The sequence below is a fragment of the Nocardiopsis sp. NPDC049922 genome, from assembly GCF_040660275.1.
Taxonomy (GTDB): Bacteria; Actinomycetota; Actinomycetes; order Streptosporangiales; family Streptosporangiaceae; genus Nocardiopsis.
The window spans coordinates 451,835-468,531 of sequence record NZ_JBFAME010000003.1 but is presented as its reverse complement, the minus strand read 5'-3'; the positions used below and the strand labels follow the sequence as shown (position 1 = coordinate 468,531).

5 protein-coding genes are annotated in these 16,697 nt (G+C 70.6%); 3 read left to right on the top strand and 2 right to left on the bottom strand.

Going from position 1 to position 16,697, the window contains the following annotated elements; all coding sequences use genetic code 11:
• Positions 1 to 22 precede the first annotated feature (22 nt).
• Positions 23 to 790: a recombinase family protein gene (locus AB0I72_RS08880; RefSeq protein ID WP_358564569.1), complete on the bottom strand. Its 768-nt coding sequence runs from the start codon at positions 788 to 790 to the stop codon at positions 23 to 25.
• A 225-nt stretch (positions 791 to 1,015) separates the two neighbouring features.
• On the opposite strand from AB0I72_RS08880, the gene AB0I72_RS08875 reads away from it, so the two are divergent.
• Positions 1,016 to 2,896, top strand: coding sequence for an ISKra4 family transposase (locus AB0I72_RS08875; protein ID WP_358564567.1), 1,881 nt, complete (start codon positions 1,016 to 1,018; stop codon positions 2,894 to 2,896).
• A 28-nt stretch (positions 2,897 to 2,924) separates the two neighbouring features.
• Positions 2,925 to 3,320, top strand: coding sequence for a hypothetical protein (locus tag AB0I72_RS08870; protein WP_358564565.1), 396 nt, complete (start codon positions 2,925 to 2,927; stop codon positions 3,318 to 3,320).
• A 167-nt stretch (positions 3,321 to 3,487) separates the two neighbouring features.
• Here the strand turns inward: AB0I72_RS08870 and AB0I72_RS08865 are convergent, their stop codons facing one another.
• On the bottom strand, positions 3,488 to 3,859 hold the full coding sequence (locus tag AB0I72_RS08865) for a hypothetical protein (RefSeq protein WP_358564563.1): 372 nt from the start codon (positions 3,857 to 3,859) through the stop codon (positions 3,488 to 3,490).
• 532 nt (positions 3,860 to 4,391) lie between these two features.
• Between AB0I72_RS08865 and AB0I72_RS08860 the strand changes: the two genes are divergently transcribed.
• Positions 4,392 to 16,547 (top strand): ADP-ribosyltransferase, encoded by a 12,156-nt coding sequence (locus AB0I72_RS08860; RefSeq protein ID WP_358564561.1) that lies wholly within the window; start codon positions 4,392 to 4,394, stop codon positions 16,545 to 16,547.
• The last annotated feature ends 150 nt before the right edge of the window (positions 16,548 to 16,697 follow it).

The following is a 16,697-nucleotide window of genomic DNA, read 5'->3' as shown; positions in this document are numbered from 1 at the left end:
ATTTTCGCGTGTCTGGGTTCGGTCATCCCTGCCCGACCTGCTCGAATCCGGCGTTCGCGTCTTCTCCGGCAAAGCGCGAGAACTCCGGGGCCCTGGTGGGGAGCCGGTCCGCCGGAGGACCGACATCAGCGAAGAGCTTCACTGGGGCGTCGCCGGTGTGAACGGGAAAACACGTGACGCCATCGCGGTCTGCGGTGCTGTCGCCCCGGTCACCCGCGGGGTGTTCCTGACGGAAGCCGAAGGCCGACTGCATGTGGTGGTCTCGCCCCCGGCAGCGCGGTCGCCGGCATATGGGCCCCGGCAACTCTTCACACTCGAACCCGGGCAGCGCGGACGCTGGCGGTTCAACGGCCGCTTCACGCCGAGCGGCTGCAGTTGCCACTCTCACCAGTGGTGGTACGAGAAGTGGGTCGTCAACGTCGCATATCTCAGTGGGACACCAGCACCCAACCTGTTCACCCAGCGCGAGCCGACCTACGTCGTCGACAATCTTGTCCGGCTCTTGTGACCCATGCCCGTCAGCCCCACGAACGGGTTCTGTGCAGGGACCTGCCACTGATGTCACTTCATGCCCAGTCCACAAGTCTTGACAATTGCTCGTTCCAACCCGCCGGTACAGGGTGTGGGCCACCACGGTGTCGCCGGGGCGGGCGTAGGCGAGCAGACCCTCCAGCCCGTCGCGGTCGACGGTGGCGCCGGTCTTCTTGTCCACCCAGATCCGCCCGTCGTCGATGCCCTCGGCGTTCAGGGCGTCGATCTGGCGGGTCAGGTCCTGCTTGGTGGTGCTCACGCGCGCGTATCCGAGGCCCATACCCGGCAACCTAATGCGGAAGTCGCCACCGTACCCGTGTTTCGCAACAGGTGTTTCCCCAACAGGTTCCGCAACACTGGAGGGCGTCTCGGCTCCTTCGGCGCGGGTCTTCGAGCGACCTGTGCGATTCCCTGGTTTCGCAACAGGGTCCCGGATTCGGAGAAACCCCGGCGGACGGGGGCGCTCCCGGCGACAATCAGGGGTGTGGACCAGGACGCGGTGTACCAACTGCGGGTGGTGTTGAGCGGGATCAGCCCGCTGATCTGGCGCCGCCTGCTCGTCCCCGACTCAGCGACGATCGCCGACCTGCACGAGATCCTCCAGACCGCGTTCGGCTGGAGCGATGGGTACCTGCACCGGTTCACCATCCACGGTGTCGAGTACGGGCTGGGCCGACTCGGCGCGGTCGGCTTCTCCCACGACGCCCACCAGGTGCGGCTGGCCGACTTCGCCTTCCGGCCCGGCGAGCGGTTCACCTACACCTACACCTACAACCTCTTCGCCTTCTGGCGGCACGACATCCGCGTCGAGAAACTCCTGCCCCGCACACGGGGCCGGATCTTGCCGGTGTGCACCGGCGGGGCCCGCCAGGCGCCCCCGGAGGAGTGCCGCGACGCGGAGGCGTTCCTGGCGCTGCGACGCGACCTTCCCCAGGTCGTCATCGCCGCCCGCCTGGCCGAGTTCCTCACCGAGGTGATGGACGCCCCCGACGACCAGGCGGCCAGAGCGCTCCTCGCCGACCGGCGCGAGGAGATGGACACGTTGGTGCGCTACGCCGGCCTGGACGACTTCGACCGCGGCGCACTCAACCGCGCCCTGGCCGCCCTGCAACGGGACATGGTCGCCGCCCAAGCCCGCACGGCGGTGGAGACGGCGCGCACCTGCACCACGTGTGGGAAGCGCCGTGGTGCCAAGGACTCCCACCAGATCGTGCTGCGCACCCTGTTCGGCACCCTGCACCTGGACAGCCCCCGCTACCTGGCGTGCCGGTGTGGCGCAGACCAGGCGGCGACGGTCAGCCCGCTCACGGTACTGCTGCCCGAGCGCACCACCCCCGAACTGCTGTTCTGGGAGGCCAAGTACGCCGCCCTGCTGGGCGAGACGTTCCCGCTGGGGCGCGAGCTCCAGGCCGCGGCGGTACGCCAGCACGTCGAACAGACCGCGACCCGGCTGGAGGAGGAGCTGGGCGAGGAGCACACCAGCTTCATCGACACCTGTCCGCGCGACTGGGAGGACCTGCCCCGCCCCGGCCTGCCGCTGGTGGTCACCCTGGACGGCGGCTACGTCCACTCCAGCAACCAGACCTCCCGCCGCGACGGCTGGTTCGAGGTCGTCACCGGCCGGTCGACGCCCACCGGCGGCGGGGACGCCAAGACGTTCGCATTCGTGCAGACCTACGACCACAAGCCCAAGCGGCGGCTGTACGAGGTACTCAAGGCCCAGGGCATGGCCGACAACCAGCAGGTGGTGTTCCTCACCGACGGCGGGGAGGACATCCGCGACCTGCCCGCCTTCCTCAACCCGCAAGCGGAGTACTACCTGGACTGGTTCCACGTCACCATGCGCATCACCGTGCTGCGGCAGATGACCCGCTCCCTGCCCCCGCCCGGCGACGTCGACGAGGAGGTGTTCACCATCGACCCCGTCCGGGTGGACGCCGACCTGGAGCGGATCAAGCACTTCCTGTGGCACGGCAACACCTACCGGGCTCTGGACCTGATCGAGGACCTGGTGGAGGACTCCGAGACGGTGTGCGCCGAGGAGGCCACCGACAAGCAGCGGGCGTTCTTGACACGCATCAGCGAGTTCTGCGGCTACATCGCCTCCAACCGGGGCCAGATCCCCAACTACGGCGAGCGCCACCGGTGCGGGGAGGCGGTCTCCAGCGCCTCGGCCGAGTCCGCGGTCAACCAGGTGATCAGCCGCCGCGTGGTCAAGAAGCAGCAGATGCGCTGGTCCCCGCGGGGCGCCCACCTCCTCCTCCAGGTGCGCACCCGGGTGCTCAACGGCGACCTGGCCGACGATTTCGCTCGCTGGTACCCCGGGTTCGCCCCGCCCGAGCAGGACGTCGGCCTCGCCGCGTGAGCGACCACGCTGAGGGAATCACCCGGGTATGGGCCGCACGAGCACGCGCCGGTGTGCCGGATGCGGGGCCGCGCTTCCCGCCGGAGTGCGGGCCTCGCGCCGGTTCTGCGACGCGGCGTGCCGCGCGGTGGCCTGGAGGGAACGGCGCCGCTCCTCGCAGGCCTACGCCGCGGCCGTCGCCGAGCTGGTCGCTGCCGGGATCGCCCAGGGGCCGAGCAGCCGCCAGGTTCGCGCGCAGTACCCGTCAGCCGCCTGTCCGGTGTGCGGCCGGAGATGGTGGGTGACCGTGAGCCGAAGGTCGGACGCGGTGTACTGCTCGCCGCGGTGCCGCACGGCGGCGTGGCGGGAGCGGACCGGACAGGTACCGCAATGGCTCGCCGGCCTCCGCGCGCAGCAGGCCCGGCTCCAGCAGCGTTCGTCCTAGCCGTTCGCGTTCATCAGGCGTCACGGTGTGACGGTTGGACGCACGCTAACTCCGGTCGGACCTGGCCCCGTACTTGGCGGCTCCCCGCAGCTTCTGTTGAGCGCAGCGGGGATGTCAGTGGAAACGCAGCCAATACTGAGCGGCGACATCCTTTGCTTGGAGGTCGGTCAGGATGCTTCAACCTCGGCGTCCGGTTGCGGTTCGGAACTCGTGGATAGACCCAAGGTCTTGAGAACGTCGGTCAGCTCCTTGGCGGAGTAGCCAGTGAGCTCGACCTCGGTGTCCACCGTGGTCATCGTGAACTTCTTGTCCTTGTTCTTCTGGATGAGCGCGATTAGGACGTCCTTCAGCCCCAGGGTGCCGACCGAGGTAAGGAAGGCCGTGATTGTGGCGACGACTTCCGACTCCTGGAGCAACTCCTGTGGCTGCTCGACACCGGCTTCCTTCAGCACGGCGAGAGTGGCATCCCGTTCTTGACGGAGCACCACGATCCGCAGCTCGTAAGTGCCGTCTTCCTGGGGGTAGACGTGTACGGCCACCCGGTCGTCTTCATGTGGAGTCGGCAACGCTGTCCTTTCGTGTCGTGGTCATGGCAGCACATCCGAGCCCAAGATTCTCACAGCGCACCGAAGCGCCCCAACCGTAAGTGGCAGAGCTCGAAGGCTGACATCTCCACTGCGCTGACCACTGTCATCTTCGCTGCGCTCAACACTTCAGGAGTTGCCCACTCGTAACCAGGAGGGCTGAACGGCCATCACCCTCCCACGGTTTTCCCGGTCTCCTCATTTCACGGTCCGGAAGGCCCGGGTGGGTGCGCTCGACGTCGTGGAGGGGTGGCGGTTCGAGAACGCCGCGCGCTCTCCGGATGTGTGGCGTCCGGAGCGTGAACAACTAATACCACATAGAAACAGGTAAACAGAAACTCACTCCCAAGCACTTCCACATCCGGGTGCGGCGGTGCTACCTTCGTCCGAACCGGCCTCACCGGTCGGCCTGGGCCAGCAGGTGCACAGGTAGAGGACGAATCCGTGCCTCCGCGCACGGTCGGCGGTCCGGGGGAGGTGACGTCGCGTGCCGTTCGACCCCTACATGGACAACTGGGCCCGGTACACACTCGCCACGTTCACCGGCATGGTCCTGCCCTCGGGCAACGGCCCGCGTCTGCGCGATCTGGCGGACCTCTACGACACCGTCGGCCGACGCGTCACCCAGGAGCTCATGGACATCCTGGAGATGGTGCGCCGCCGGGTCCGCGCCACCTTCTCCGGCGCGGCGGCGGACTACTTCGACCGTTCGGTCGCCGCGTTCACCACGGGGGACACGAACTACGTCGGCAAGGTCGGGGAGATCACGGCCACGCTGAGCACGGAGCTGAGGAAGGCCGCGGCCAACGTCGAGTACATGGCCGCGATGGTCCTCGGCCAGCTGATCCAGCTCATCCTCGAGATCGCGTGGGCGATCGCGATGGCCTACTGGACGTTCGGCGCCTCCCTGAAGTGGATCCCCGTCTTCCGGTTCATCCGCAGCATGGCCATCCGGCGCATCCTCGCCTGGTTGCTGCTCACCGTCCCCGGCCACCTGGCCATCTCGCAGATCTTCGCGAGCATGGACAGCATCATCCAGCGGATCCAGATCGACATGGGCACGCGGGACGGGTGGGACCACAAGCTGACCGAGGGCGCGCACGTCGGCGCCGTCTTCGAGGGGTTGGTCTCCGCGGCTCTGTCGGGCGGGATCGACATCCTGCTCGGCGGCCAGATCGCGAAGCTCATCAACAAGAACATCCTCGATCTCAACGGCCTCCCGGACCCGCCGCCGATCACCAACCCCAAGGCGCTCCCGGACGACGCGCCGACGGGCCCCGGTTTCAACAACGACCTGGCCGACGTCTTCAACCACCACAGGGACGAACTCGGCGTCCCCTGGGCCAACAACGACGTGCCCGGGATCACCAGCTGGTTCGGCAAGGCCAGCGCCGACCGGTTCCGCGACGACTTCGCCGACCTGTTCGAGAAGCACTTCGGCGAGGAACTGGGCTCGGATGTCGCCAGGAACCTGGGCAGCGGCTACGCCGACGCCTTCGCCAGGAACTGGGCCAGGGACGACGTCTCCGACCACCTGAGCCGGGCCCTGGGGGACGCGCTGCCGCCGCCCGTGCGGGACCATCTCGCCAACACGGTGCCGGACACCCTGGTGAAGGGCATCCGCGAATCCCAGACCGGGACGGGGGCCTACCTCAAGCAGCTCGGCATCGGCGCGAGCAGCGGCGCCCTGGAGGGCTACCTCGGCGAGGGCGTCTCCAGCGCCGCCCTGGACGGCACGTGGAAGGCCTCCGGGTTCTCCGCCAGCGCGGGCGCCACCAACGCCGCGGGGCAGACCGTGGTGACGGACGCCTCCGTCGCGGGGATCGACGGGTTGCGCGGTGGTCCGGGTCTGCCGCCGCCGCTCACCGGACCGCAATCGACCTCCTCCGAGGAGTCGGACGACAGCACGGCGAACCCCGTCACCGCGGAGACCGGTGCGACGGGCGACGCGGGTGCGAACCGGAACACGGGGAACGGGGGCGCTTCCGACAACCGTGGCGGCGGCAACGGCCGCGACCGCGAGGACGAGGGCGCGCCGGGCAACGCCGCCACGGGGGACGGCCGCGACGCGGAGCCCAGCGACGAGGCGGACACCCGAGGCGGGGACGCCGTCCTCGACACCGACGGCGGCTCGGAGACCAGGGCGACCGCCGACACTCCCGCCGCGGACGGCAGCGCTCCGGGGCGCGGCGACGACGCGACCGGGACGGGGAACAGGGGTGCGGGCGATCGCACGGGCGAGAACGGCGCGGCGGGCACCCGGGAGGACGTGCCGGGCCTCGGGGACGTGTCCGCGCAGGACAATCCCTACGTCACGTCCTTCTCCTCCGGTCTCACCACCGACCCGGCGCTCACCGACCTCTACGACGGCTTCTACGACGACCCCGACACGGACCGCACGACCGACGCACCGTCGCCGTTCGCACCACCCCTGTCCATCCTCGACCTCCTCAACCCCAAGGATTCCTTCCTCACCCCCGACTTCTCCCTCCTCGACCCCAAGACGGGCCTGGACCTCCCCCAGTCGCCCCTCCCCTGGACGGCCGAGGAGATCCAGGTCTTCGCCGTGACCGACATCACGACCGACCCGCCCCAGGACTCGGCGGCCGACGACACCGCCCCTCCCGTTCCCGTCACGCAGGCTCCTCCCGTCACACAGGCGCCCGCGACCACGAACACGCCCGCCGGTCCCGGACCGCGAACCGACGGCGCCAGCACACCGCAGCAGCAGACCAGCCGCGGCACTCCCCAGGGAAGCCAGCAGCAGTCGGACCAGCGACCTCCGGCGGCCGCACCGACGACGAGCGATCGGCAGACGCCCCCGGCTACGCAGACGACCTCGGGCAGCACCCCGGACGACACCCAGGACCCGCCCGCTCCGTCCACCTCGACGAGTGATCAGCAGGCAACCCCAGTCACGCAGAACACCCAGGACCCGCCCGCTCCCCCCACCTCGACCAGCGATCAGCAGGCGCCCCCACCCGCACGGACCACCCAGGGCGACAACCAGGACACCAACCAGACACAGTCGGCCCCGCCCGACGGAACGACCCCGCCCGCACCGAACCCGACCGAGTACCAGGGCAGCCTCCGAACGGACCCCGACGGGCCCACCTACCAGCTGGACTACCTGACGGCGTCCAACCTGGTCGGCCCGCACATGTCCGGTGCGGAGCACGCCGACGCGTTCATCGCGGACAGCCTCGGCGCCGAGCCCGGCCTGACCCCCGACGACCACCAGCCGTTCCTGGACGCGTTCGCGGAGGTCTCCCAGGACCGCGGCACTCGTCCCTTCCTCGGGCCCGGCGGCACCACGGTACGGGTCGAGGGCCCCGGGGGGACGTGGTCGGCCACCCTCGTGCTGACCCCGGCCGACGGCGACTTCCGCAAGGTCCCGACCCGCCCCCTGGGCGACGGCACACCGACCAAGCTCCTGCGCACCCAATCAGCGGGGGTCGGCGTCAACGCCAGCGACAGCGGGTCCCGCGGCGGGAGCAAGTCGTTCGGCGCCAAGTTCACGGTCAGCCCCCTCTACGTCACCGACTGGGGCGTGGCCAGGTCGGGTCCCCTGGTCTCCCTGGGCGCGCGGGGCGGCGCTCGCGTGCGCGGCAGCGGTCGCGGCGCGTCCACCGCGGCCAACAGCGACACCGAGATCTGGCAGTTGGACGCGCCCGAACTCTACGTCGCCGACCTGAACATGACCCTGATCCTCACGCCCCCGGCCGCCCCGCCCGCGGCGGACGCCCCCGCCGACGGGTCGAGCGCCGCCCCCGCTCCGCGCGTCTACAACGGTCGGTCCACCAACGGCCTGTTCCTCAACCTGCCCGGTGAGGTGGTCGCCCACCCGGACATGCCCCGGAACATCCGACTGCACACGGGCCCGACCCCCGCCCCCGGGCAGCCACCGCGCACCGTCGTGAACCACAGCGGCGTCGGCCACCCCATCCGGGTCGGCGACATCACCCCGGTCGGCGCCGACTCGGACGGCGGCCCCGGTTCCACCCACACGGATCTGGGACCGTGGATCGCTGACCACCTGCTGGTCAACCCCACGACGAGAGTCTCGCAGTGGTTGATGGAGCACCTACCGGGCGGCGACGCCCGGCGGCGGAAGCGGTTCGACGAGTTCCGGGGGATGATGGAGCGCGGCTTCCACCCCGACCAGATCCAGAACCACCTGCCGCAGATCACCAGCACCCCGTCGACCATCAGCGTCACCGGACCCGACGGCGTCAGCACGAAGATGATGACGATGTGGTCGGTGCCCACGTCCTACACGCGCAAGGACGACTCGCCGTCGTTGCTGGAACTGTTGCGCAACAACACCTCCACCAAGAGCACCTTCTCGTCGGTGAACCGCAGCAAGGGCTTCTCGGTCACGGGCGGCGGCGGCTTCGGTCTGCACATCGACCTGCCCAACAGCCGCAGCGTCCGGTTGGACGTCCCGTTCCTGGAGTACGCGTTCACGCACGGATCCAACACCTCGAACACCCGCACCCAGAGCGCGACCTCCAGCCCCTTCACGCACGGCTCATCGCAGCACGCGGCCTACGACGTCGACCGCGACTTCTACGTGCGGTTCGAGGGCGAGAGCGAGATCCACCGTTTCCACGGCAGGTCCGTCGACATCCTGACCCTGGAGGACGCCCAGGCGCTGCGGGACCTGACCGCGTCCGCCGACGACCACCCGACGACCACCGCCGACACCCCGCAAGACCAGGGCCAGAGCAGCACCGCCGACACCGGTCAGCGGACCGCCGACCAGAGCACCGCCCCCGCGCCCGCCACGGGTCACACCACCGCCCCGGCCAAGGTTCCCCCGTTCCCGAACCTGCGCGGCGACCGGCTCACCGACCTGAGCGGTGCGAACATCCAGCGGTTCGGCTGGCCTCCGGACGTCGCCAACCCCGCCCCCAACACGTCCACGAACTCCGACGGGCGCACCGTCCCCCAGGAGCTGGGACACCGGATCCTGACCTCCATCGCCGCGCAACGCCCCGGTATGGTCATCCCGGAGATGGCCCGCACCGGCCGCGACTACGCCCGCCGCCCCGGCAACGAGAACGCCGACTACTTCGAGCGCTCCTTCCGCGAACACTGGGGATTTCGCCGTGACTACGACGTCGCGCGGGAGAACACCCTGCGCGTCCTCGCCGCGGTCGCGGAGTCCAAACTCAAGAGCGACCGCGGCGACCTCACCGCCGACGGCATCGTGGTCCACCTCACCGAGAGCGCCTCCATCGACCCGCCCTCCTGGGTCACGTTCGAGGAGTTCACCCGCCCCGACTTCGTGGCCGTGCGCGTCACCGCCGACTTCGGCGCCCTGCGTCACGTGACGGAGTCGGAGGCGAGTTCCGGTACGCGGCTCAGCGGATCGTCCGGGATCAGCACCGATCTGAACCGCTCGAACTCACACTCGTACACCGCCACCGTGGGCGCGAACCTCCGGGAGGACGGCGGCGCCGACGCGCGCGGCGTCCCGGCGACGATGACCACGCCCAACGTCTCGGGTACCTTCGCGCACGGGAGCGGCCGCGGCATCGGACAGAGCCGCACCCACTCCACCGAGGAGCGGGTGATGTTCTCCGGTGGCAACGACGTGTGGACCACCGAGACCAGGTTCGACGCCCGCCTGTACGAGCACGACGACCTCGGGCAGGTCACCGATGACACGTCGCTCCGCCAGCGCGGCATCCCACTGCTCGGCGACGACGGCCTGGACGCCCTGACCACGGTGACCACGCCCAGGGTGGCGTCACCGCCGGGCGTGACCCCCACACCCACCCCGGCCGGCGCCTCCGCACCCCCACGGGCCGCGAACCCGGCACCGCTCAGCGCCGACCAGGTCCAGGACATCATCCAACGCGGGTTCGTTCCCGCGCATCCGGTGGCCGGGCCGTCGACCGGCACGCCTGGACCAGCCCCGGACCTGTCCCGGCGCCGGGCCGACGCGTTCCTCAAACACGGCACCATCGAGCACGTCAACACCGACCTCGGGAACGGTCCGGGGCGGATGGGTCTGGTCGCGCGGACCTACGAGACCTTCGGCGCCGATCCCACCGGCCGGCCCCCGGGACTCACCCGGTGGCTCCAGCGCTTCCTCGATCCCTCCGACTTCACCCGTGAGCTCCGGCACTTCCTCACCGACGGACCCGCCTCCCGGCTCCTGTTCGAGAACCGGCTGTCGGGACAGAGCCTGGCGACCGACACCAGCGCCACCTCGCCGTCCGGAGCGCGTGCCCGGCAGGAGATGAGCGGCGGGCTGCCCTCCCCACACGATGTCCGAGCGACCGTCGCCACCCTGGTCAGTGTCGACTCGGTCCTCGTCTTCTTCCCCGTGAAGGCGCAGATCTGGTGGAACAGCAGGGCCCAGGTCGGCCTGTCCGTCCACGACTTCGCGCCGACGACCCTGACCGGACGTGTCGGCGTCGGCGCCGCCGACAACCCCAACCCCCCGCCCGGGGAGGGCTCCCTGCCCAGCGAGGCGATTCGCCCCATCCCCATCATCGGCCCCTCGTTCGGCTTCACACCCCGCAACGTGACCAGATCCACCACCCGGTCGCACGAATTCTCGTCGTCCGTGCTGTTCATCCCGCAGACCGCGTGGTCCTACGCGTTCCGCGGGTCCGGTGACATCACCCAGGCGGTCGAGTTCGCCAAGAACTGGACCATCGGGCCGCCCCTTCGACGGGGCACCGTCTTCCGCGGCTGGCGGGTCCCGGTGGACAACCTGGTCTCGGGGTACGTGCACGCCCTCGACGCCCACACGGAGAACCTGGTCCACGACGCGGTCGACGACACCGAGGACGGCCCCGCACTCGGTTTCCAACCGAACCCGAAGACGCCGGACGATCTCGTGGTGCGTCCGGGCTTCGAGAACACCGGGCGCCAGATGCGCCCGGCCGATCCCCACGAGGCGATCCAACACCTGGTCGACGACCTGGCGAGCGACGGCCTGGAACTGACCGGTGACAGTCGCGAACACCTCCTGCACACCCTGACCACCCACCTGGGCGACAAACCGGCGACGTCGCTGCCCGTCCCGGTCCGGGTCCGTCCGATCCAGGGCGACGCGCACCTGTCCACCGACGCCAGGGTGTACGTGGATCTGCGGGCTACCCGTACGCGTACCCGGTTCGTCTCGTTCGCGGGGGACTACATCGAGTCGCGGACCTGGACCGACACCAGTGGGAGAGGCGAGAGCCACGGCACGTCGAGCGCGCTGGGCATGGACGGCACGCTGCTGGCGCCGTTGCCCTACCAGGGGGACGAGAGCGGTCCCACCGAGCAGCCGGGCAGCCGTCCGCTGTTCTTCGCGCCCAACGCCGGGCTGAACAAGGGTGTGAGTGAGAGCACGAACAGCGGCGGTTCGGACGCGTCGGCCCGTACGGTCGAGATCCAGATGCAGCATCCGTACGCCAAGATCATCCAGGACACCCGCCTCGGCCTCACCCTGGAGGTCTCCAAGCCCGCCTCCGGCGCCTCCGACGGCGCGCGACGCACCACGTTCACCGGCCACGGCGACGGCGGTGAGGTCGAGACCCTGTACCTGTTCTCGTATCTGACCTTCACGCAGTCACCCGCCACCAGCACGGACGCCGAGGCAACGGACGCCCGGGACGGCCAGCCCCAGGACGGCCACACCGGCGCCGCGCCCGAGCACCCCGTGAACACGTCGTTCGCGTCGCTGAACGACATGATGCGCACCTGGGCGACGAACACGCGCAACGCCTTCCCCGGCAGCATCCCGCCAACGGACGACGTCGTCTTCCTGCCGATCGCGTCGCAGGACCACGGGCAGCCGATCCGGGACACCGCCGCCATCGTCCTCGCCAAATCGCTGGGATGGACACCGCCGGACAACGCCGTGCGCGACGGCTCCTACACCCCGGAGGCGATCAACGGCGCCCGCGCCCACGTAGCCAAGGAACTCAAGCTCGACACCCGCTCCAACGCGGTCGACCTGGCCCTGGGCGACCTCGCCCTCCAAGGTCTGTACCCGACCGCCTCGCGCGACGACGACGGGGTCCAGCTGCTGACCATCGGTCGCACCGACTGGAGCGTCAAGGCGCTTCCGGACGTGTCCGACTCCGAGATCCTGGACGCGATCCCCGGAGTCAGGATCAGCGACAACCTCACCGACAAGGGCGGCGACAGCCACGACCGCGGCACGTCCTCCACCACCGGGGGCGTCCTGGACCCGTTCCGCCCCATGGGGTTGAGCACCGAGCCGATCCACGACTACGACCGGCACGAGGGGATCTACACCGGCGGCCTCGGGGGCCACGGCTCCTCTCACACGCACGGATCCGGTCAGGGCTCCACCCAGCCGGTCAAGCGCTACCCGCGGTCTGACCGTCTCCGTCTGGGGCCCGCCTACCTGGTCAAGATCCCCACCAGGTGGGCCGTCGGAGCCGCGACGAAGCTCCCCCGTCTCGACGCCCTGACGGGCGCGGGCGGCACCGGCCCTTCGTTGAGCAGGCCCACGCGTTGGCAGCTAGGGGAGACGACCATCTGGCTCTCCGGATGGGTGTCCGAAGCCGACGCGATCCGGATGGGCGTCATCACCCGCGCCCAAGCGGACCTGCTCCGGCCGACGTTGAACGCGTTGCACGCCGCGCGTCAGACCTTCGCCGAGGCCGAGACGGCCTACTCCGACGCACGGCGCCCGATGGAGCACCTCGCCGACGACGCCGTCAACGGCCCGGACCGCGCCGCCGCCCGGCAGCGCTACGACGCGCAGCAGGCCGTGTTCGACCAGGCCCTGACGGGCCTCAACGACGCCATCGACAACTGGACGACGGCCCTCAGGAACACGCGGAACGCCGCCGAGAACCCCGAGGACACGCGGATCCCCGACCCCAAGGGCAAGGGGAGGGCGACGGCCCAGGACGAGAGCGGGACCGGCCCCCGTCCGACGGAGGGCGAAACCGACACGCCCGCCGCGCCCCCGGGCACGCACACCCGAGGCGACGCGAACCTCCTCGACACCGTCCGCTCGAACCTGAACCTGGAGCCGACGGACGACGCCACCCGGCAGCGGCTGGCCGAGGCCGAGCGGCTGTCGAACGACGCCCAGAGCCTGCACGAGCGCGCCGAGGAGCTCAGGGGCCAAGCGCAGAGCCTCAGACAGCGGATCCCGGAGCTCCAGAACCGGGCCAAAACCGCGCGGAACAACGCCAAGCGGCTGAAAGGGAGTGTCCGGGGCCTGCCCGGGGAATCCATCCCGGACACCCGGCGGGACCTGGGTGAGGCCATCCGTACCCGGGACGCGCGCACGGGTCAGGTCGATTCCGCCCGAAGGGACGCCGAGACGGCTGAGGCGAACGCGCGGAGCGCCGCCGACCACGCCACCCAGCTCGAGTCGAGGCTCAACGACCTGGAGGAAGCGGCCGACGCCGCCCGAGAAGCCCTCACCGAACGTCTGCGGGAGACCCGCGAGCGGCTCGAAGCGTTGGGCGACGCCGACCAGGAGACCGGCCAGGAGGCGACCGCCTCCGCGCCCGAACGCCCCAGACGGCCCGACGACCTCCTGAGCGAACTCCGCGAGAGCCAGAGCGACCTCGAAGACCGCCTGCCCGGGGACGCCAGCGCGAGTGCGCGAGTCGACACGCTCGTTCGTCAGGCGAGCGACCTCCGACGCCAGGCCGACGCCGCGGCGGAGGCGCACGTCCGAGCGCGGCGGAACGCCGACGCGATGCGTGATCAGCTGGGCAGGGCGAAGAGCGACGCGGTCGAGGCCGCCGAGAACGCCAGGTCGGCCCGGACCGAGCTCACCGCCCTACAGAACGATCTGACCCAGGCGGGGAAGGACGTCACCCGCTTCCAGACGCGGCTGGACGCTCTGGACCACCAGCTGGCGAAAGCCCGGCAGGACGTCACGAGATTCCGGGCGACCACGCGCGACGCCTACACCGCGATCGCCACCCACGAGCGGAACTCGATCCAGTTCGACCAGGAGGCGGACCAGCTCGACCAGCGGGCCGCGGACGCACGACGCGAGGCCGAGCGGATCAGGAACGGCGACCAGCCTCCACGGAGCCCCTCGGCCCGGCGGGATGACGACGACCCCGGTGTCGGTCCGAGCACGCCGCTCCAGCCGCCGTTCCCGGACTCCACGGCCACCACCACGGGCGACGGCGACGAGGCGTCGGCGGTCGACGACGCGTCGCGCGACCGCCCCGAGTCCGAGACGTCGGGCGAGCGCACCCGTACGGGCGTGGAACCGCTCGACGGGCTGACCGACCGGTCACGGGTCTCCGCACCGGTGGTCCTCAACCACCGTACGGATGCGACGTTCGTCGACCGGTTCGGGGCGTCCCTCACGGACCCGGAGTCGATGCGCGGCCTGATCGGTCAGACGTTCACCGAGCCCGGCCTCACCGCCACGACGACCAGTGCTCCGCCGTTGGACCACCGCGCCCCCGTCGACGTGGTCATCCGGGTCCCGGAGGGCCACCCGGTGCTGAACACCGCGGGTTCCTCCGGCGCGCGCCGTGGTGACGACCCGGACGTGGTGCTGCTGCGCGGGACGAACCTCGTCATCCATGACGTGCGTCCGGTGCGTGACGAGCTGTACGACAACGTGCACTGGGTGGTCGAGGCCGAGGTCGTGCCGGACGGGTGGACCCCGCCTCCGGAGTGGCGTCCGAACCCCCGTACGGGTGAGGAAGCGCTCCCGGCCGCCGCGACCACACGCACCGAGAGCGAGAACGCGAACCCGTTCGCCGGCGAGGTGACCGTCATGTCGGCCCCCGACCCCGCCGACATCGAGCTCCAGGACCTCCGGTCGGGCGACACCCAGCCCCGGCCGAACCCGTCCACCGCGCCGGACGCGCCCCCGGCGCCCGCGCGGACCCTCGGCGAGATCTTCCAGCAAGAGCTGAACCTGGAGACCACCGACCCGCCCGCCCAGGGATCGACGGCACCGCCCGCGTCGGGACAGGGATCGGGCCCGAGTCCCGGGGGCGTGCGTACCTTCGACACCTTCGAGGACTCGGCGACCTACCTCACCGAGACCTTCCGCTCCCCCGAGGTGAACGAGACCGAGCGCACCCACATCCTCGACTACACGGGCGGGCAGTACCTCATGATCAACAGGACGCTGCGCTCCGGGGTCAGCGAGAACGACGCCGACCCGAACGTCCGGGAAGCCGTGGCATCCCTGGACGGCGTGCTGGACCGGTCCCGCACACCCGAGCCGCTCCTGCTCTACCGCGGCGTCGACCTGCTGACCACCCACCTCGCCGCGTCACCGAACCGTCCCGACCAGATGCACGCCCTGGTCGGGAGGACCTTCACCGACCCCGGGTTCGGGTCCACCTCTCTGTCGCACGAGCCGCTCTACCCCAACCGGCGCTTCCAGATCTCCATCAGGGTGCCCCAGGGCTACCCCGCGCTCAACGTGTACGGCATTCCGGGCGTCGCCAAGCCCCAGGAGCACGAGGTCATCCTCCGCCGCGACACCACGTACCACATTCACGGCGTCCGAGAGTTGGGACTCGACCGGAACGGTCTCCGGCTCTGGGCGGTCGACGTCGAGGTCGTGGTCCCCCCTCCCGACCAGGGCGGGGCGCCGGCCACGGGACCGACCGACACCGGCGACCCGAACGACGGTCAGGGCGATGAGCGGGGCGACGGCCCCGGGACCGGTGGCGGTGGTGGCTTCCGCGACGGAACGGGCCAGGGCACACCGCCGCCCGAAACACCCGGCGACGACTCCCAGAACAGCACGGCCTCCGATCCCACGACCGCGCCCCCGGACGGCCCGCTGGACGTGTTCGGCCTCGCCAAACCACCGTTCTCCCCGCTGGGCCTGGACCCGAAGACGTTCGCCGCCCCCAACGGTCTGCTCGCCCCACCCTCCACCGACCTCACCGTCATGTCGGCGTTCGTCCCCCGAACCCAGCCGTGGCACGGCGACGGTGACACGGACTCCGAGTCGGAGGGAAGCCTGGACTCGGACGAGGACTCCGGTGACGACGGTGAGGGCGAGATCCTCACCGGTGACGCGGACGTGCGCAACGAGCTCGGCCCCGCGCCGGTCTGGCACGGAGGACCGCACGAGCCCGGCGGTACGGGCATGGACGCCGCCCTGCGGTTCTCCGACGACGCCGCTGCCTCCCGCTGGTCCGACGACAACCTCCCGGCGGTCTCCGACCCGGCGCGGGCGGACGCGGTGTCCGAGTACACCGGTGCCGACTACTCGCTGGCCCACCGGGGGCTGCGCCACGGCGCGGTCGGCGAGTTCCGGCGCGACGACTTCGTCTCCCTGGTGCGCGACGTGGACGCCGCGATCGCGTCCTCGCCGCTGCCCTCGGCGATCATCGTGCACAAGGGGGTCGACAGCGGCTTCACCGACAACCTGGGCATCGATGTGGCCGACCCCGGCACGTTCACGAGCCTGGTGGGAACCGTGCACACCGAGCCGAGCTACATCTCGACCTCGATCGGTACCCGCACCCCCTACGACCGGCCCGTGTACATCATGTTCCGGGTGCCCGAAGGATTCGCGGGGCTGAACGCCGCGCCGCTGTCCCACGCCCGTAGCGAGCGCGAGATCCTCATCCCGCGCGGCAGCAGCTTCGTGATCCACGCCGCCTACCAGCGCCCCGCGCAGCGCGACGAGGGCGGTCCGGTCTAGCCGGTGTGGTTCGTCGAGGCCGAGTTCGTCCCGGACGGTTGGCGGCCGCCCGCGGGGTGGACGCCGCGTCCGACCATGACCGCCGACACCGGATACCGGCCCGCCCCCGCCTCGGGGTCGAACCCGGGTGGGGGCCGCTGAGCCCGTTCA